General features: G+C 70.1%; 16 protein-coding genes. 13 read left to right on the top strand and 3 right to left on the bottom strand.

The features are described 5' to 3' along the window. Positions 1-97 precede the first annotated feature (97 nt). Complete coding sequence (locus AB2L57_RS08305; RefSeq protein WP_292812655.1) at positions 98-514, top strand: hypothetical protein; 417 nt, start codon at positions 98-100, stop codon at positions 512-514. Between the two features lie 41 nt (positions 515-555). Here the strand turns inward: AB2L57_RS08305 and AB2L57_RS08310 are convergent, their stop codons facing one another. Beyond that, the gene (locus AB2L57_RS08310) at positions 556-906 is read right to left on the bottom strand and encodes a hypothetical protein (protein WP_409048557.1); all 351 of its coding nucleotides are present in this window, start codon (positions 904-906) and stop codon (positions 556-558) included. A gap of 171 nt (positions 907-1,077) precedes the next feature. On the opposite strand from AB2L57_RS08310, the gene AB2L57_RS08315 reads away from it, so the two are divergent. The 3 genes from AB2L57_RS08315 (at position 1,078) to AB2L57_RS08325 (ending at position 2,919) form a co-directional block, all read left to right on the top strand. Beyond that, complete coding sequence (locus AB2L57_RS08315) at positions 1,078-1,569, top strand: FHA domain-containing protein (protein ID WP_292812651.1); 492 nt, start codon at positions 1,078-1,080, stop codon at positions 1,567-1,569. Next, entirely contained in the window at positions 1,569-2,261 is a 693-nt protein-coding gene (locus AB2L57_RS08320) for a MerR family transcriptional regulator (protein ID WP_409048558.1), read from the top strand. Before AB2L57_RS08315 ends, AB2L57_RS08320 begins: the two co-directional genes overlap by 1 nt. A gap of 112 nt (positions 2,262-2,373) precedes the next feature. After that, a complete protein-coding gene (locus AB2L57_RS08325) occupies positions 2,374-2,919 on the top strand; it encodes a MerR family transcriptional regulator (protein ID WP_409048559.1) in 546 nt (181 codons plus the stop codon). A 61-nt stretch (positions 2,920-2,980) separates the two neighbouring features. Here the strand turns inward: AB2L57_RS08325 and AB2L57_RS08330 are convergent, their stop codons facing one another. Continuing rightward, complete coding sequence (locus AB2L57_RS08330) at positions 2,981-3,790, bottom strand: ParA family protein (RefSeq protein WP_292811617.1); 810 nt, start codon at positions 3,788-3,790, stop codon at positions 2,981-2,983. Between the two features lie 70 nt (positions 3,791-3,860). Here AB2L57_RS08330 and AB2L57_RS08335 point away from each other — a divergent pair, with 70 nt between their 5' ends. From AB2L57_RS08335 to AB2L57_RS08345, 3 genes are read left to right on the top strand one after another with little or no spacing between them, the layout of a single operon-like run. Beyond that, a complete protein-coding gene (locus AB2L57_RS08335; RefSeq protein ID WP_409048560.1) occupies positions 3,861-7,268 on the top strand; it encodes a pyruvate carboxylase in 3,408 nt (1,135 codons plus the stop codon). Positions 7,269-7,315: 47 nt separating this feature from the next. Further along, on the top strand, positions 7,316-9,046 hold the full coding sequence (locus tag AB2L57_RS08340) for an AAA family ATPase (protein WP_409048561.1): 1,731 nt from the start codon (positions 7,316-7,318) through the stop codon (positions 9,044-9,046). Positions 9,047-9,050: 4 nt separating this feature from the next. Beyond that, positions 9,051-9,542, top strand: coding sequence for a peptide deformylase (locus AB2L57_RS08345; RefSeq protein ID WP_292811621.1), 492 nt, complete (start codon positions 9,051-9,053; stop codon positions 9,540-9,542). Between the two features lie 3 nt (positions 9,543-9,545). Here the strand turns inward: AB2L57_RS08345 and AB2L57_RS08350 are convergent, their stop codons facing one another. After that, entirely contained in the window at positions 9,546-11,378 is a 1,833-nt protein-coding gene (locus tag AB2L57_RS08350) for an AMP-dependent synthetase/ligase (RefSeq protein ID WP_409048562.1), read from the bottom strand. 158 nt (positions 11,379-11,536) lie between these two features. On the opposite strand from AB2L57_RS08350, the gene AB2L57_RS08355 reads away from it, so the two are divergent. From AB2L57_RS08355 to AB2L57_RS08380, 6 genes are all read left to right on the top strand, one after another. Then, positions 11,537-12,490, top strand: a complete 954-nt coding sequence (locus AB2L57_RS08355) for an ROK family glucokinase (protein ID WP_409048563.1) — start codon at positions 11,537-11,539, stop codon at positions 12,488-12,490. A 4-nt stretch (positions 12,491-12,494) separates the two neighbouring features. Continuing rightward, positions 12,495-13,193: a 1-acyl-sn-glycerol-3-phosphate acyltransferase gene (locus AB2L57_RS08360; protein WP_292811628.1), complete on the top strand. Its 699-nt coding sequence runs from the start codon at positions 12,495-12,497 to the stop codon at positions 13,191-13,193. Between the two features lie 80 nt (positions 13,194-13,273). Next, entirely contained in the window at positions 13,274-14,611 is a 1,338-nt protein-coding gene (locus tag AB2L57_RS08365; protein WP_292811630.1) for a class II 3-deoxy-7-phosphoheptulonate synthase, read from the top strand. A gap of 679 nt (positions 14,612-15,290) precedes the next feature. After that, positions 15,291-16,850: an IS21 family transposase gene (gene istA, locus AB2L57_RS08370; protein ID WP_409046926.1), complete on the top strand. Its 1,560-nt coding sequence runs from the start codon at positions 15,291-15,293 to the stop codon at positions 16,848-16,850. Then, positions 16,847-17,626: an IS21-like element helper ATPase IstB gene (istB, locus tag AB2L57_RS08375; RefSeq protein ID WP_198159083.1), complete on the top strand. Its 780-nt coding sequence runs from the start codon at positions 16,847-16,849 to the stop codon at positions 17,624-17,626. Before istA ends, istB begins: the two co-directional genes overlap by 4 nt. A gap of 326 nt (positions 17,627-17,952) precedes the next feature. Continuing rightward, the gene (locus AB2L57_RS08380) at positions 17,953-18,168 is read left to right on the top strand and encodes a hypothetical protein (RefSeq protein ID WP_409048564.1); all 216 of its coding nucleotides are present in this window, start codon (positions 17,953-17,955) and stop codon (positions 18,166-18,168) included. Positions 18,169-18,342 lie beyond the last annotated feature (174 nt).

Genomic DNA, 18,342 nt, shown 5'->3' on the forward strand with positions numbered 1-18,342 from the left:
AGTCTCGTCGGGGGCTGTCGCCCCGGCATCCATCGACGTAGCATGGCGCGTGGCGGGCGGTACCTGCCCGCGACGGTCGACCGAAGGGTGGCGCGGGATGGACGCGATGATGATGGACCAGATGTCCAAGGACATGATGTCGATGGACACGATGGCGGGCATCGACATGGACCTCATGCAGGCCTGTATGGATGCCTGCTCGGCCTGCGAGCAGGCATGCACGGTCTGCTCGGTGCAGACGATGGACGGCCAGATGATGTCGTGCGCACCCATGTGCATGAACTGCGCCGACATGTGCAACACCATGATGCGGTCGATGATGCGCATGTCGGGCATGGACCGCACCTCGATGATGGCGATGCTCGACGCCTGCATCGCCATGTGCCAGGTGTGCATGGACGAGTGCATGACCCACGCCGAGGCCAGCGCCGTCTGCAAGATGTGCGCCGACTCCTGCCGGGCGTGCATGGACGCCTGCATGGCGCTCAAGCAGTCGATGGCTGCGATGGCCTGATCCGTCGGCCGGGTCCGGCCGAGAAGAGTGGATGCTGCGCGTCAGTCGGCGCGCACGTTGAAGCGCTGCGCGCCCCGCGCCAGCACGTGGTAGCGCGGGTGCACCGCCACCGGCTCGCCGACGCGCACGGCGTTCGCGGCTCCCGCGGCGCTGAAGAGCGTGCGCGGTGCCTGATCGAACACATCGCGCACCCGCACGACGCCGGCCGCCGTGTCGACCGACTCGACGATCGCGTCCACCCACTCACCGGGTGTGGCCGCGACGAGGCGTCGCTGGATGAGATGCACGGCGTGGCCGGGCTCGTAGCTCGTGCAGGACGCGCCGATCTCGCACATGCAGACCGCACGCTCACGCACCTGGAGGGGCGACGCGGGACGGTCCTGGTACGACACGGCGGTTCCTTTCGACGACGAGCTTCGATGGATAGAGGCTACGGGCGACCCGACCCGCCCGGCATGCCGGGCTTCACACGACGAAACATGACGGGCATCCGAGGTCGGCCCGGGATCCGCCTCGGTCGGCGGGAGGATCATCGGCTACGCTGGAAGGCCAAGGAGGACAGCGTGTCAGACCCGCAATACCGGCCCGTCGACGGCCTTCGCCGCGAGGCGGACGCCGGCCACTCGCCGACCGACACGACGCAGACGTTCGGGCACGACTCGGACCTCTCCTTCGTCCCGTTCGGCGCCGAGCTCTCGCAGGCCGAACTCGACGCCATCCAGGCGCTCCCCGCGCGCGCAGCGCTGCTGCTCGTGCGGTCGGGCCCCACGGCCGGTGCCCGCTACCTGCTCGACACGGACGTGTCGACCGTGGGGCGGCATCCCGAAGCCGACATCTTCTTCGACGACGTGACGGTGTCGCGCCGTCACGCCGAGATCACCCGTCACGCCGCCGAGTTCGAGATCGTCGATCAGCGCTCGCTGAACGGCACGTACGTCAACGGCGAGCGCGTCGACCGCGCCGTGCTCGTCAACGGCGCCGAGGTGCGCATCGGCAAGTTCCGTCTGACGTTCTTCATCTCGCCCGTCGATCTGCCTCAGGCGGCGAACGACTGATGCCCGCGGCGTCCGCCCGCGGGAGTGCCCCCGCCGCGGGTCTCCTCGGCATAGGTCAGGTGCTCTCCCGACTCACCCCCGAGTTCCCGACGCTGACGTCGTCGAAGCTGCGCTTCCTCGAGGTGCAGGGCATCGTGACCCCCACCCGCACCGAGTCCGGCTACCGCAAGTTCTCCTCCGCAGACGTCGACCGTCTGCGTCTGGCCCTGCAGCTGCAGCGCGACCACTATCTGCCTCTCGGCGTCATCCGCGACTATCTCGAAGAGATCGACGCCGGCCGCGACCCGCTCACCCCGGGGCAGCAGCCGCCGCCGACCATTCACCCGCAGGGACGGCGGTATCGCCGAGACGAGCTGCTGAGCGCATCGGGCGCGGCCCCCCAGCTGCTCAACGAGGCCATCTCCACCGGCATCCTGCCCGCCGCCGAGTCCTACGGCGAGACGAGCGTGACGCTGCTGCGCTCGATCGTCGCGCTCGACCGGCACGGCATCGAGCCCCGGCACGTTCGGGCGCTGCGGCAGAGCGCCGAGCGGGATGTCTCGCTCATCGAGCAGGCGCTGGCGCCGCTGCTGCACCGAACCGATGCATCGTCGCGGGCACGGGCGAGCGAGGTGGGCCCGGAGCTTGCGCGCCGGCTCGACGAGGTGCGTGCGGTCTTCGTGCGCGCGGCGCTGTCTCGGCTGCTCCCGTGAGCGTCGCCGTGCGCGAGCGGTCGTCGGCGTGTCGCGGCGGATGTCGTTGCCGGGTGCCCGGCGGTGACCTAGCGTTAGAGCAGGCGCGATCGAACGAGGCGAGGAGGACGCGATGAACCCTGGTGGACTCGCCGACGAACCCCGCTTCGTCGAAGACCTGCTCTTCACCGACGGCCTGCCCGCCATGGATGACGAGGTCGGCTATCGCGGAGCGGTCGCCGCCCGCGCCGCCGGCATCACCTACCGGCAGCTCGACTACTGGGCGCGTACCGAGCTCGTCCAGCCCACGGTGCGCGGCGCCAGCGGCTCGGGTTCGCAGCGTCTCTACGGGTTCCGCGACATCCTGGTGCTCAAGCTCGTCAAGCGTCTGCTCGACACCGGGATCTCGCTGCAGCAGATCCGCACCGCCGTCGATCAGCTGCGTGCCGCAGGAATCCGCGATCTCGCCGGGACGACCCTCATGAGCGACGGTGCGTCCGTCTACCTCTGCACCTCGAACGACGAGGTCATCGACCTCGTCAGCCGCGGACAGGGCGTGTTCGGCATCGCCGTCGGCAAGGTGCTGCGCGAGGTCGAGTCGACGCTCGTCGAGTTCGACCCGCAGGTTCCCGACGCGATGGACGAGCTCGCGGCTCGTCGCGCCGCGCGCTCGGCCTGACCTCACACCAGGGGTCGCCCTTCGACAGGCTCAGGGCGCGTGACAGGCTCAGGGCGCGTGACTACGCGCGCACCTCACCCGGCACGGGGATCCGGCCCGTGCGCATGACGCGGTCGAGCAGCGCGTCGAAGTCGGCGGCGAGCTCCTGCGCGGAGTCGCCGGGCCAGATGTGCAGCGGCTTGGCCGCGCCCTGTGCCTGCTGCAGAGACGTGCGCTCCGGCAGCTGGGGCGAGAGCACGAGCGGCCCGAACATGTCGCGCAGCTCCTTGATGCGGAACTGGTGCTCGATGGACTGCGGGCGTACGCGGTTGACGACGATGCCGAGCGGTTGGAGGCGGGGGGAGAGCCCGCGGCGGATCTCCTCGATCGCCCGCAGCGCACGGTCGGCGGCGGCGACGGAGAAGAGCCCGGGCTCGGTCACGACGATGACGCGGTCGGAGGCCGCCCAGGCGGTGCGGGTCAGGGCATTGAGCGAGGGAGCGCAGTCGACGAGGACGAGGTCGTAGTCGGCCTCGATCGTCGCGAGCGCCTCCTCGAGCTTCCACACATCGCGCACCGAGGGGTGCGGGCCGTCGAAGTTGATCGCCGACGGACTGCCGATCAGCACGTCGATCGTGCCGGGATGCACCTTCGCCCACCCGCTGGAGGTGATCGCCTGGCGAACGACCTTCTCCTTCGGATTGGCGAGGACGTCGGCGATGTTCAGCCGTCCCGCGACCTGGATGTCCATGCCGGTGGATACGTCGGACTGCGGGTCGAGATCGACCACGAGCGTCCGCACACCGCGGGCGAACGCGGCCGAAGCCAGCCCCAGTGTCACGGTCGTCTTGCCGACCCCACCCTTGAGTGAACTGACGCTGAGTACGTGCACGAGGCTCTACGTTACCGTCCCCTAGGCTGTGATCACACTTTGCCCCGTCGCTCCGCCGCTGTGAGGTCTCATGTTCCGCAAGATCCTGGTCGCGAACCGAGGCGAGATCGCCATCCGAGCATTCCGTGCGGCGTACGAGGTGGGGGCGCGCACCGTCGCGGTCTACCCGTACGAGGATCGCAACTCGCTGCACCGACTGAAGGCCGACGAGGCCTATCAGATCGGCGAACGCGGGCACCCTGTGCGCGCCTATCTCGACGTCGACGAGATCATCCGCGTCGCCCGCGAGTGCGGCGCCGACGCGATCTACCCCGGGTACGGCTTCCTGTCGGAGAACCCCGATCTCGCCGCACGCGCGGCCGAGAACGGCATCACGTTCATCGGGCCCCCGGCCCGCGTTCTCGAGATGGCCGGCAACAAGGTCACCGCCAAGCAGCACGCGATCGCCGCCGGCGTTCCGGTGCTCGCCTCCACCGAGGCGAGCGACGACATCGACCACCTCGTCGCGCAGGCCGAGGGCATCGGCTTCCCGATCTTCGCCAAGGCCGTTGCCGGCGGCGGCGGGCGCGGCATGCGCCGCGTCGAGACCAAAGAGGAGCTCGCTCCCGCCCTCGCCGAGGCGATGCGCGAGGCCGACAGCGCGTTCGGCGATCCGCGCATGTTCCTCGAGCAGGCGGTCGTGCGCCCCCGGCACATCGAGGTGCAGGTCCTCGCCGACGGCACCGGTCACACGGTGCACCTGTTCGAACGGGACTGCTCCGTCCAGCGCCGGCACCAGAAGGTCATCGAGATCGCCCCCGCGCCCAATCTCGACGACACGCTGCGTGAACGACTGCACCGCGACGCGATCGCATTCGCCCGCTCGATCGGCTACGAGAACGCGGGCACCGTCGAGTTCCTCGTCGACACCGCGGGGGAGCGGGCCGGCCAGCACGTCTTCATCGAGATGAACCCGCGCATCCAGGTCGAGCACACGGTCACCGAAGAGGTGACGGATGTCGACCTCGTGCAGTCGCAGATGCGCATCGCCGCGGGGCAGACCCTCGACGAACTCGGTCTCGCGCAGGAGCGCATCCGCCTGCGCGGCGCGGCGCTGCAGTGCCGCATCACGACGGAGGATCCCACGCAGGGGTTCCGGCCCGACACGGGAAAGATCACGACCTACCGCTCGCCGGGCGGGGCGGGCATCCGTCTCGACGGCGGTACGACCGCCGCGGGGTCGCAGGTGAGCCCGCACTTCGACTCGATGCTGGCCAAGCTCACGTGCCGCGGCCGTGATTTTCCCGCCGCCGTCTCGCGCGCCCGACGCGCGCTGGCCGAGTTCCGCATCCGGGGTGTGTCGACCAACATCCGGTTCCTTCAGGCCGTGCTCGATGACCCCGCCTTCGTCGCGGGCGACGTCGCGACCTCTTTCATCGACGAGCGACCCGGTCTGCTGGAGGGACGCGAGTCCAAGGACCGCGGCACGAAGATCCTGAACTGGCTCGTCGACGTCACCGTCAACAAGCCGAACGGTGAGAACCCGCTCTCGATCGACCCGGCGGTCAAGCTTCCGGCGATCGACCTGCAGTCTGCGCCGCCCGCAGGAGCCCGGCAGCGTCTCCTCGAGCTCGGCCCGGCCGGGTTCGCGCGGGCGCTGCGCGAGCAGACCGCGCTGGCGGTCACCGAGACGACCTTCCGCGACGCGCACCAGTCGCTGCTGGCGACGCGCGTGCGCACCCGCGACCTCGTCGCCGCGGCGCCGTACGTCGCGCGCCTGACCCCTCAGCTGCTCTCGGTCGAGGCCTGGGGCGGGGCAACGTACGACGTCGCGCTGCGCTTCCTCGGCGAGGACCCTTGGGAGCGCCTCGAGAAGCTGCGCCAGGCGATGCCGAACATCCCGATCCAGATGCTGCTGCGCGGGCGCAACACGGTGGGGTACACGCCCTACCCGACCGAGGTCACCGATGCGTTCGTGCACGAGGCTGCCGCGTCGGGTGTCGACATCTTCCGCATCTTCGACGCCCTCAACGACGTCGCCCAGATGCGTCCCGCGATCGATGCCGTGCTCGAGACCGGCACGACCATCGCCGAGGTCGCGGTCTGCTACACCGGAGACCTGCTCAACCCGGCCGAGGATCTCTACACCCTCGACTACTACCTGCGCCTGGCCGATCAGATCGTCGGCGCGGGTGCGCACATCCTCGCGATCAAGGACATGGCGGGACTGCTGCGGCCCGCCGCGGCCGCGCGTCTCGTCGAGGCGTTCCGCGCCCGCTTCGACGTGCCGGTGCATGTCCACACCCACGACACGGCCGGCGGTCAGCTGGCGACGCTGCTCGCGGCGAGTGCGGCGGGCGCGGATGCTGTCGATGCGGCATCCGCCCCCCTCGCGGGCACGACGAGCCAGCCCTCCCTGTCGGCCCTCGTCGCCGCGCTCGCTCACACCGAGCGCGACACCGGTCTCGATCTCGCGGCGGTCGCCGACCTCGAGCCGTACTGGGAGGCTGTGCGCGGCATGTACCGGCCGTTCGAGTCGGGGCTTCCGGGGCCGACCGGCCGTGTGTACCGGCACGAGATCCCGGGCGGGCAGCTCTCGAACCTGCGCCAGCAGGCCATCGCGCTCGGACTCGCCGACGATTTCGAGCTGATCGAGGACATGTATGCGGCCGCGAACGACATCCTCGGCCGCATCCCCAAGGTGACGCCGTCCTCCAAGGTGGTCGGCGACCTGGCCCTGCACCTGGCCGCGGTCAAGGCCGACCCCGCCGAGTTCGCCGCGAATCCGCAGAACTACGACATCCCCGACTCGGTCGTGGGCTTCATGGCCGGTGAACTGGGCGACCTGCCCGGCGGCTGGCCCGAGCCCTTCCGCACGTCGGTGCTCGCGGGCCGCGACGTCAAGATCGGGGTCGCCCCCGTGGCGGATGCCGACCGCGCCGCGTTGCAGGGCACCTCGGGCGAGCGCCGCGATGCGCTGAACCGTCTGCTGTTCCCGGCGCCGACGCGGCAGTTCGCGCAGGTGCGCGAGGTGTTCGGCGACGTCTCGCTGCTCGACACCGCCGACTACCTCTACGGCCTGGTCGCGGGTGACGAGCACGTCGTCGAGATCGAGCGGGGTGTACGTCTCTACGTCGGACTCGAGGCCATCGGCGAGCCGGATGCCAAGGGCATGCGCACCGTCATGACCACGCTCAACGGCCAGCTGCGGCCCGTGTTCGTGCGTGATCGCAGCATCGTCGTCGAGACCCGCCAAGCCGAGAAGGCCGACACGTCGCGCCCGGGCCAGGTGGCGGCGCCCTTCTCGGGCGTCGTGACCCTCAAATGCACCGTGGGTGACACCGTGGTGGCGGGCCAGGCGGTCGCGTCGATCGAGGCGATGAAGATGGAGGCGGGCATCACCGCTCCCGTCGACGGGGTGGTCGAACGGCTCGCGATCGGCGGTACGCAGCAGGTCGAGGCGGGGGACCTTTTGGTCGTCATCCGTCCCGCGCATTAGTCTGTGGCGAACCCGAACGCCCTTCTGCTGCACGATCCGGAGTACCTGTGAGCCCGCACGGCAACGACCCGCACGCCGCCGGCGACCGCGACGACGACGCGATCGACGATGTGCAGAGGGTGGGGATGCTGCAGGATCAGCCGGGCGTCGAGACCTCGAGCATCGGCATCCTGGGCCTTGCGACCGCCCACGTGAGCATCGACATGCCGGTCGACGCCGACGAGGACGACGACGATGTGATCGACGAGGACATCCGCGTGTTCGACGAGCTGCTGGCTCCCGCGCCCTCGGGGGACGAGCACTCCGCCGAGTCCGAGGTCGAGGTCGAGGCGCAGGATGAGACTGCCCCCGTCACGGCCGAGGTCGTGCTCGACGAGGCGCCCGCGAGCGACGTCGCGGACGAGGATGCCCTCGTCGAGGACGCGATCATCGAAGAGGCCGAGATGGAGCGGGCGTCGAGCGCCCCGCCCGAGTACGTCGAGGACGACCCCGCGCACCGGGACGACGCCGCACCGGAGTACGCGGAGGAGATCGCCGAGGTCGATGAGGCCACCACCGTCGAACGGGCTTCCCCCCGCGCCGCGGCGCACGACGATACGATGCCGGAGAGTCTCGACGACGAGCACTCCGACAGCGCGGAGGAGGAGCACACCATGCCGGATCCGACCGAGCAGACGCCGGTGCCTGCCGCAGCATCCGCTGTTTCTGCTGCCGCCGGTTCGACCATCGCCACACGGGCTGCGGCCCGCGACGTCGGCCGCACGCCCACCGACGAGACACCCGTGCTGACCTCGCGGCGCATCGGCGAGCTCAGCGAGGGCTCGGTCCGCGAGACGGCCGACCTGCTCACCACCGACAGGCTGCTCGACCCCAGCCACGTCGTGCGCCCGGAGCCCGAAGGCGCCTGGCAGCATCTGCTCTACAGCCTCACGGGCGGCCGCGTGAACCTCGGGGACTCCAAGCGCGCTCGAGCTCGCAAGGACCTCGACCGCCGCATCTCGGCCTCGCTGCCCGGTGGGGGTGCGCGATTCGTCGCGGTGCTCTCGCGCAAGGGCGGCGTCGGCAAGACGACGATCACGACGCTGCTCGGCATGGCCCTCGCCGACGCGCGCGATGACCGCATCATCGCCGTCGACGCCAACCCCGACCGCGGCACGCTCGCGGAGCGCATCTCGCGACGCAGCATCAAGACCGTGCGCGACATGGTGCGCGCCAGCGGCGGACTGCGCGGGTACAACGACGTGTCGGCGATCGTCGCCCGCGACGAGACCCGCCTGGACGTGCTCGCCTCCGACACCGACCCGCACGTGTCCGAGGCCTTCAGCGACGCGGAGTACCGCACCGTCGCCGAGGTCGCGGCGCACTACTACTCGATCGTGCTGACAGACACGGGCACGGGCATCGTGCACTCGGTCATGGGCGCCACCCTCGACCTCTCCGATCAGCTGATCGTCGTCGCCGGCATGAGCATCGACGAGGCCCGCCTGGCCTCCGAGACGCTGACCTGGCTCGAATCCAACGGCCACGAGGCGCAGGTGCGTGAGGCGATCGTCGTGCTCAACACCGCGTCGCCCGGGGCATCGCTCGTGCGCCAGGACGAGGTCGAGGCGCATTTCCGCTCCCGCGTCCGCGATGTCGTGCGCGTGCCTTACGACTCGCAGATCGCCACCGGCGGACCCATCGTCTTCCGCGACCTGCACCCCGCCACGCGCGCCGCGGCGCGTGAGCTGGCGGTGCGTGTCGTCGACGGGCTGCGGGCCCCAGCACAGGTGGCGTGATCGCATGGCCGTGCGCGACATCCGCCTCTTCGGCGACCCGGTGCTCAAGGCGCCGAGCGCCGAGATCGTCGAGATCGACGACGCCGTGCGCGCCCTCGTCGCCGACCTGATCGACACCGTCGCCCTGCCCGGGCGCGCGGGCGTCGCCGCGCCGCAGATCGGCGTCGGGCTGCGCGCGTTCAGCTACAACATCGACGGCGACATCGGCTATGTGCTCAACCCCCGGGTCGTCGAGGTCCGCGGGGAGGCCGAGCCCGTCGACGAGGGCTGCCTCTCGGTGCCCGGCCTCTGGCATCCTGCTCTGCGCCACCCGTGGGCGCGGGTCGAGGGCATCGACCTCGACGGCGAGGTGGTCGTCCTCGAGGGGGAGGGGCTGCTTGCGCAGGCCCTGCAGCACGAGTGCGACCACCTCGACGGGATGCTGTACCTCGAGCGTCTGACGCCGGAGCGGCGCCGTCTGGCGATGCGCGAGGTGCGCGAGTCGAGCTGGTTCTGACGGCTACGGGATCGAGACGTTCGTCGTGTTGACGGGCTCGCTGTAGAGCTCGGTGATCTCGGGGGCGAAGTCCTCGAGGATCACATTGCGCTTGATCGACATCTTCGGCGTCAGGTGGCCGCTCGCTTCGGTCCACTCCGACCCGAGGATCGTGAACTTGCGGATCGACTCGGCGCGCGACACGTGCGAGTTCGCCTCGTCGATGGCGCGCTGCACCTCGGCGCGCACCGCGGGGTTGGTGGCAGCATCCGCCAGGGGCATGTCGCCCGGCAGATTGTTGTTGGCCAGCCACGTGGGCAGCATCTCGGAGTCGAGGGTGATCAGAGCCGAGATGAACGGCTTCTGATCGCCGACCACGACGACCTGACCGACGATCGGGTTGGCGCGAATGGGGTCCTCGAGCGCCGCGGGCGAGACGTTCTTGCCGCCTGCGGTGACGATGATCTCCTTCTTGCGGCCCGTGATGGTGAGGAAGCCCTCGGTGTCGAACGACCCGACATCCCCCGTCTTGAACCAGCCGTCGTCGAACGCCGCGGCCGTGGCCTCGGGGTTGCGCCAGTACTCCTTGAACACGTTGATCCCGCGCACCTCGACCTCGCCGTCCTCGGCGAGACGGATACCGACGCCCGGGAGCGCGGGGCCGACGGTGCCGATCTTGGACTTGGTGGCGAGGTTGACCGAGGCCGGCGCCGTCGTCTCGGTGAGACCGTAGCCCTCGAGGATCACGACGCCGAGGCTGTGGAAGAAGTGGCCCAGACGCGGGCCCAGCGGGGCCGAGCCCGAAACCGCGTACACGACGTTGCCGCCCATCGCGGCGCGCAGCTTGCTGTACACGAGCTTGTCGAACAGGCGGAACTTGAGCTTCAGGCCCAGGGGGACCTTCTTGCCCTCCTGCTCCAGCATCGAGTGCTCGATCGCCGCGTGCGCGGCCGCGCGGAAGATCTTGCCCTTGCCGCCCGCCTCGGCCTTCTGCTCGGCGGAGTTGTAGACCTTCTCGAACACGCGGGGCACGGCCAGCAGATAGGTCGGCTTGAAGCTGCCCAGCGCGGGCAGCAGCTGCTTCGTGTCGGGCTGGTGGCCCGTCTTGACGCCGGCGTGGATGTTGAGGATCGAGATGAAGCGCGCGAAGACGTGGGCGGTGGTGATGAAGAGGAGCGTCGATGCTCCGGGCACCTGCACGACCTCGCTGAGCGCCTTGGCGGAGTTGCGGCACAGCTCGACGAAGTTGCTGTGCGTGAGCACGCAGCCCTTGGGTCGGCCGGTCGAGCCCGACGTGTAGATCAGCGTCGCGATGTCGGCGCCCTTCGCGATGCCGCGCCGGCGTTCGATCTCGCCGTCCGCAACGGCGCGGCCCTGCTCGGTGAGCTTGGCGATCGCGTCGAGCTGCAGCTGCCACACGTCGCGGATGAGCGGCAGGTCACCGCGCACCTCGTCGAGGCGGGCAGCGTGCTCGGGGGACTCGACGATGCACGCGATCGCACCCGAGTCCTGCAGGATCCACTGGATCTGGCTGGGCGAGCTCGTCTCGTACACCGGAACCATGACGGCACCCGCGTAGAAGAGGGCGAAGTCGACGAGCGACCACTCGTAGGTGGTGCGCGCGAGGAACCCCACTTTGTCGCCCGGCTCGATCCCCGCGGCGGCGAAACCCTTGGCGAGGGCGATCACCTGACGATGGAACTCGGCGCTCGTGATGTCACGCCAGCCTGCTCCGTCGGGGACGGCGAACAGGGGACGGTCGGGCGTCTCGCGCACACGATCCTCGAGAAGATCGGTGATGTTGGCGTTCGGGTCGGCGGGCACGATGGCGGGCACTTCGAACTGGACGGCACTCATGATCGGCAGCTCCTTCGATACCGGGCGGTGTTGCAGCTTCGAGACGCAAGTCTACCCTCCGGTGGTACTCAGTCCCACCGGATCGCCGACCCGGCCGCAGGCGCGCCGCCCGACTAGACTTCACGATGGCCCGCGCGCGGCCGTGGAGGGAAGTGGCTGTGCTCTCGGTAGGCATCGACATCGGCGGGACCAAGATCGCGGGCGGCCTGGTCGACGACTCCGGCTCCATCGTCCGCGCTCTCCGCGTCGACACCCCGCTCACCGTGGGGGCGATCGAGTCGGCCGTCGCGCAGATGATCGCGCACCTCGCCGACGGGGAGGATGTCGCTGTCGCGGGCGTGGCGGCCGCCGGATTCATCGACCGTGATCGCTCGACGGTCTACTTCGCGCCCAACATCGCGTGGCGACACGAGCCCCTCCGCGAGCGCCTCGAGGCGCTGTCCGGCACCGCGATCGTCATCGAGAACGACGCCAACGCCGCGGGCTGGGCCGAGTACCGTTTCGGCGCCGGCGAAGGCCTGCGCGATGTCATCATGCTGACCCTCGGCACGGGTGTCGGCGGTGCGATCGTCACGAACGGCGAGCTGTATCGCGGCGGGCACGGCGTGGGGGCGGAGCTCGGACACATGCGCACGGTTCCCGGCGGCATCCAGTGCGGATGCGGCCAGTACGGGTGCCTCGAGCCGTACGGGTCGGGGCGCGCCCTGGCGCGTATCGCGGGCGAGATCGCGGATGCCGAGCCCACAGGCCGCGGTGCGGCCCTGGCCGTCGCCCGAGCCGAGAAGGGCAAGCTCACCGGTCCGGCGATCTCGCGGCTCGTGCTCGGCGACGACCCCGGCGCGCTGGCCGCGCTCGAGCGGGTCGCGGTCGCCGTCGGCGAGGCGTGCGGAAGTCTCTCGGCGATCCTCGATCCCGAGCGCTTCGTCATCGGCGGGGGAGTGTCGCAGCTGGGCGAGCGCCTGCTCGAGCCCATGCGCCGCGCCTACCTCGGCGCCCTGCCCGCGGCCGGATCCCGCCCCGCGGCCGATTTCGCGATCGCTCAGATGGTCAACGACGCGGGAGTGATCGGCGTCGCCGACCTCGCGCGTCGTGGTGCGGCCGGGGGAATGTGATCCGATGTTCTACTGGCTGATGAAGTACGTCGTGATCGGACCGATCCTCAAGGCGATCTTCCGGCCGTGGATCGTGGGTCGCGGCAACGTGCCCGCCGCGGGGGCTGCGATCCTCGCGAGCAACCACCTCTCCTTCATCGACTCGGTGTTCCTGCCGCTGATGATCGACAGGCCGATGTCGTTCCTCGCCAAGAGCGACTACTTCACCGGCAAGGGAATCCGCGGGTGGGCCACGCGTGTCTTCTTCAAAGCCACGGGGCAGCTTCCGATCGACCGCTCGGGCGGAAAGGCGAGCGAGGCGTCGCTGAACACAGGTCTCGGCGTCCTCGCCCGTGACGCCCTGCTCGGGATCTATCCCGAGGGCACCCGCAGCCCCGACGGCAAGCTCTACCGCGGGCGTGTCGGCATCGCGCGCATGGCGCTCGAGGCGCGCGTGCCGGTCGTGCCCGTCGTCATGGTCGACACCGGCCAGATCATGCCGATCGGGCGCCGGCTGCCGAGGGTCGGTCGCATCGGCATCGTGATCGGCGAGCCGCTGGACTTCTCCCGGTTCGCGGGGCTCGAGGGTGATCGCTACGTGCTGCGCTCCGTCACCGACGAGATCATGGTCGCCCTCCAGCGACTCGGCGAGCAGGAGTACGAAGACGTCTACGCCTCGGCGGTGAAGGACCGCCTGGTCACCGCGAAGCGCGCCGCCGCGTGAGGGCACTCGCGCACCGACGCGCCGCGGTAGGGTAGCCGCCCGTTCGTCTCGCGGCAAGCCGACCCGGCTAGACTGAGCGGATGCTTCAGCAGCTCGACCCCCTCGACCACTGGCGGAATCTGCCGATCAAGCAGCAGCCGCAGTGGGCCGATCCCGATGCCGTCGCCGCCGTCTCGGCCGAGATCTCGACTCTGCCTCCGCTGGTGTTCGCCGGCGAGGTTGACAACCTGCGCGACCGACTCGCACGCGCCGCATCCGGGCGGGCGTTCCTGCTCCAGGGCGGCGACTGCGCCGAGACGTTCGCGGGCGCGACGGCCGAGCAGATCCGCAACCGCATCAAGACGGTGCTGCAGATGGCCGTCGTCCTCACGTACGGCGCGTCCATGCCCGTCGTGAAGATGGGGCGCATGGCCGGCCAGTTCGCCAAGCCGCGCTCCAGCGACACCGAGACGCGCGGAGATGTCACGCTGCCCGCCTACCGCGGCGACATCGTCAACGGATACGACTTCACGGCGGCATCCCGTCAGCCCGACCCGCAGCGACTGCTGAAGGGGTACCACACGGCCGCGTCGACGATCAATCTGATCCGCGCGTTCACGCAGGGAGGCTTCGCGGACCTCCGCGAGGTGCACTCCTGGAACAAGGGTTTCGCGCAGAACCCCGCCAACCAGCAGTACGAGCGCCTGGCGGGCGAGATCGACCGCGCCATCAAGTTCATGGAGGCGGCGGGCGCGGACTTCGACGAACTGCGCCGCGTCGAGTTCTACACCGGCCACGAGGGCCTGCTCATGGACTACGAGCGCCCGATGACCCGCATCGATTCGCGCACGGGCACGCCGTACAACACCTCCGCGCACTTCGTGTGGATCGGCGAGCGCACGCGCGAGCTCGACGGCGCGCACGTCGATTACTTCTCGAAGATCCGCAACCCCATCGGGGTCAAGCTCGGGCCCACCACCTCGCCCGAGACGACCCTCGAGCTGATCGACAAGCTCGACCCCGAGCGCGAGCCCGGACGACTGACGTTCATCACGCGCATGGGCGCCGGCAAGATCCGCGACGCGCTGCCGCCGCTGCTCGAGGCCGTCCGCGACTCGGGTGCCACTCCGCTCTGGGTGACCGATCCGATGCACGGCAACGGCATCACGACCCCTACGGGCTACAAGACGCGTCGCTTCGACGACGTCGTCGACGAGGTGCGGGGCTTCTTCGAGGCTCACCGCTCCGTCGGCACGTTCCCGGGCGGCATCCACGTCGAACTCACCGGCGACGATGTCACCGAGTGCCTCGGTGGGTCCGAGATGATCGACGAGGCCACCCTGGCGACGCGCTACGAGTCGCTGTGCGACCCGCGCCTGAACCACATGCAGTCGCTCGAGCTGGCCTTCCTCGTCGCTGAGGAGCTCGAGAAGCGCTGACCCTGCGCGGGCGCCGGCTCTGCGTGTGCGCCGACGCTGCGCGGGCACCAGCGCTGCGCGGGCGCCGGCGCTTCGCGGGATGCTGCGCACCAGCATCCCGTCACGTATCGCTGCCCGCGCGAGTCGGCACGAACTGCCGCGCGTGCGGCGCGTGCGCGACCGTTTCTGCCGAGTCGGTCATCTCGGCCTGGGGATAACCGCGATCCGTTCCGGGCACGCGGGCAGAGTCGGGGGATGGCCACATCACGCCCGCTGCCGGAGGGCTTCTTCGCGTCGGAACCTTTTCGCATCTCCTCGGCGCGCGCCGCCGGTATCGGACCGGGTCGCCTGCGGGGGCGCGACCTCACCGCGCCTTTTCACGGGGTGCGGGTGGGGGATCGCGGCGATGACGGGTTCTGGGAGAGATGTCAGGCGCTTCAGTGTGTGCTCAGCCCGAATCAGGTGTTCAGTCACGTGACGGCGGCGCGGATCCGCGGCATGCCCCTGTGTCGGTGGCCATGGAAAACTGCCCGTAGGCGGTCACGAGACCTGCCCGTAGGTGGCCAGGAGAACTGCCCGTTGGTGGCCATGAGTTCTGCCCACGTCTGATGGTTCCGCCCCGCGCGTCGTCGCGATGGTGGGGCCCCTTCCCGGTTCGATGACGGGTGCTTAGGTCGTCGTCGCCCGGGAAGGGGCTGTGTTGAAGTCTGACGGAGAAGTCATGGAGATTCTGGAAGCGTTCGATGCGACGGGGTCGTATCGGGCTGCGGGGCAGCTCGCGGGTTGCTCTCATCACACGGTCGCCGCGTATGTCGCGGCGCGGGACGCGGGCCGGCCTGTCGGCGCTGCGGCGCGCAGGCCGCGCGTCATCGACGAGTTCCTGCCGAAGGTCGAGGAGTTGGTCGAGAAGACGAAGGGCAAGGTTCGGGCCGACAAGGTCCACGAGGTGCTGACCTCGATCGGGTTCGAAGGGTCGGAGCGGTCGACCAGGCGGGCGGTCGCTGCGGTGAAGGCGTCGTGGCGGGCGGGGAACCGTCGGGTGCATCGGCCGTGGGTCACCGAGCCGGGGCTGTGGTTGCAGTACGACTTCGGCGACGGGCCCGTGGTCGGCGGGGTGAAGACGGTGCTGTTCGTCGCCTGGCTCGCGTTCAGTCGGTTCCGGGTGGTGATCCCGATCCGCGACAAGACCCTCCCGAGCGTGTTCGCCGCGTTGGATCGGACGTTCCGGGCGGTCGGGGGCGCGCCGACGTATGTCCTCACCGACAACGAGAAGACGGTCACCACGATGCATATCGCGGGGGTCCCGGTCCGCAACGCGCAGACGGTGTCGTTCGCCGCGCATTACGGGGTCACGGTGCTGACCTGTCAGCCCGCGGACCCGGCCTCGAAGGGTGGCGCGGAAGCGTCGGTGAAGCTCGCGAAAGCGGACCTGGTGCCCACCGATGCGAACCTCCGCGACCAGTACGCCTCATTCGGCGAACTCGAGGCGGCCTGCGACGCGTTCATGGACGACGTCAACGGGCGGGAGCACCGGGTGACCAAGCGGCGCCCGGTCGAGATGCTCGCTGAGGAGCAGCAGCGGCTGCACCCGGTCCCGGGTCGTGCTCACACCATCGCGTTCGGAGTGTCCCGGCGGGTCGGGGAGAACACGCCGATGGTCGCGTTCGAGAACGGGCAGTATTCCGTCCCGCACCTGCTGATGGGCGCGGAGGTGTTCGTCCGTGTCCAGGGCGCCGCTGACTCCGAGCGGGTCGTGATCGTCCACCACGGCATCGACGGGCCCGTCGAGGTCGCCCGACACGACCGCGCCCGCCCCGGGACCCCCAGGATCGACGACGCCCACTTCCCCGCCCAGCCGGGGGTGAAGGTTCCCGGCGACTACACGATCAAGGCCCGCAGCACCGAGGAGGCGGAGTTCCTCGGTATCGGTCACGGCGCCGCGGCCTGGCTGCTCGAGGCCGCAGCGGCCGGGACGCAGCGGATGAACCAGAAGATGCGGGAAGCCGTCCAGCTCGCCCGGATCCACGGGATCGAGGTCGTCGACGAAACCCTCGGCACCGCAGCCGCGTATGGCCGGTTCGATACCGGTGATCTCACGTCGATCCTCGGCAGCCGGATCACCGCGACGCCGGCGAGAGCGGCGTCGGAGACCCGGTCGCTCGCGCAGGGCACGTCCGGGTGGGCCGCGATCGGCCAGCCGCGGGGTGTGATCGTCCCCGTCGTCGAGATCATCGCGACGGACGAGGAGGACGAGCTGTGAGCGTCGCGACCCCTGCCGCCCCGCCGATCCCGGCCGAGTTGGAGCAGACCATGCGGCAGCTGAAGATGCCCTACGCCCGCGGCATCGCACCCGACGTGTTCGCGACCGCAAGGGCACAACGCTGGGAACCCGCGGAGGTTGTCAAAGCACTCCTCGACGCCGAGATCGCCGGCCGGTCCCGGTCCATGCTCGCCGCCCGCCGCAAGGCCGCCGGGTTCCCCACCGGGAAGACCTTCGACTCCTGGGACCAGTCCCTGTCGACGATCCCGGCGCCGACCCAGCAGGCGTTGCGGACCCTGGAATGGGTGCACCGGCGGGAGAACCTCGTGATCTGCGGGCCCGCCGGGACAGGGAAGACGTTCTTCCTCGAAGCGCTCGGCCAGCACGCCGTCGAACAAGGCCTCCGCGTCGCGTGGTTCCGGCTCGAGGACCTCGGCGCGCTGATCCGCGCGCACCGCGTCGACGACACCGTCACCCGCACCGTCGCCCGGATCCTCCGCGCCGACCTCGTCGTCGTTGACGACATCGGTCTACTCGGCGTCGGCGACGACGCCGCGGAAGGCCTCTACCGGCTCGTCGACGCCGCCTACGAGAAACGATCGATCGCGATCAGCTCGAACCTGCACCCCTCCGGGTTCGACGAGCTCATGCCCAAGACCCTCGCGACCGCGACCGTCGACCGGCTCCTCCACCATGCCCACCTCGCGCAGACCACCGGCGAGTCCATCCGCCTCGCGCAGGCCCTCGCCGGCACGGGGGTGACCCCCATGACCTGACCCGGCGGGACTGCCTCACGCGGCCAGGGCCACCACAACCCGGTGGGCAGAACTCCTGGCCGCGAATGGGCAGTTCCACTGGCCACCAGCGGGCACTTCCGCTGGCCGCCTATGGGCAATTCCTACTGGCCGTTGACACCCCTGCCGCCGCAGGCACTGTCCGACGAGTGGTTCGACGTGCTGACCTTCGGGCCCGGGCGGATGCGCCGGCCGAGGGTGCACGGACGTCAGACGCTCGAGTCGGCCGACGTCGACGCCCGCTTCGGAATCCATGTCGTGTCGCCGCTGCACACCTGGAGTCAGCTTGCCGAGCTGGGTGCGAGGGGATGCTGCACGCCGACCTCGGCTATCCACGCGAGCGGTTGCTGTTCGAGTACCAGGGCGACGAGCACCGCACGTCACGCCGGCGGTGGCTCCGGGATCTGACCCGGCGCCAACTGTTCGAGGACGCCGGGTACCGCGTGATCGAGGTCGGCGCCGACGACGTGGACGATCCCGCGCCGCTCGTCGGCCGCGTGCGGAGGGCGCTCGGGGCCGGGTGACGCGCGAGTCGGCACGATCTGCTCGCGATGCGGCTCGGGGTGGGGGTCAGGCTCGACGTTTCGTGCCGACTCGCGAGGGCGGCGGACGGCTCACAACGCGACCGTCGCGCCGGTCGGGATGCTGGCCGCCGAGCCGGTGGGATCAGCCGGACGCCGCGACGTTCTAGGTGCGTG

This window comes from Microbacterium sp. HA-8 (genome assembly GCF_046111165.1).
GTDB lineage: Bacteria > Actinomycetota > Actinomycetes > Actinomycetales > Microbacteriaceae > Microbacterium.

What these genes read in the sequence shown, in the direction of transcription:
- AB2L57_RS08305 (WP_292812655.1), top strand. Translation starts at nt 98, where the DNA reads ATGGACGCGATGATGATGGACCAGATGTCCAAGGACATGATGTCGATG.
- AB2L57_RS08320 (WP_409048558.1), top strand. Translation starts at nt 1,569, where the DNA reads ATGCCCGCGGCGTCCGCCCGCGGGAGTGCCCCCGCCGCGGGTCTCCTC.
- AB2L57_RS08325 (WP_409048559.1), top strand. Translation starts at nt 2,374, where the DNA reads ATGAACCCTGGTGGACTCGCCGACGAACCCCGCTTCGTCGAAGACCTG.
- AB2L57_RS08335 (WP_409048560.1), top strand. Translation starts at nt 3,861, where the DNA reads ATGTTCCGCAAGATCCTGGTCGCGAACCGAGGCGAGATCGCCATCCGA.
- AB2L57_RS08345 (WP_292811621.1), top strand. Translation starts at nt 9,051, where the DNA reads ATGGCCGTGCGCGACATCCGCCTCTTCGGCGACCCGGTGCTCAAGGCG.
- AB2L57_RS08350 (WP_409048562.1), bottom strand. Translation starts at nt 11,378, where the DNA reads ATGAGTGCCGTCCAGTTCGAAGTGCCCGCCATCGTGCCCGCCGACCCG.
- AB2L57_RS08360 (WP_292811628.1), top strand. Translation starts at nt 12,495, where the DNA reads ATGTTCTACTGGCTGATGAAGTACGTCGTGATCGGACCGATCCTCAAG.
- AB2L57_RS08365 (WP_292811630.1), top strand. Translation starts at nt 13,274, where the DNA reads ATGCTTCAGCAGCTCGACCCCCTCGACCACTGGCGGAATCTGCCGATC.
- AB2L57_RS08380 (WP_409048564.1), top strand. Translation starts at nt 17,953, where the DNA reads ATGCTGCACGCCGACCTCGGCTATCCACGCGAGCGGTTGCTGTTCGAG.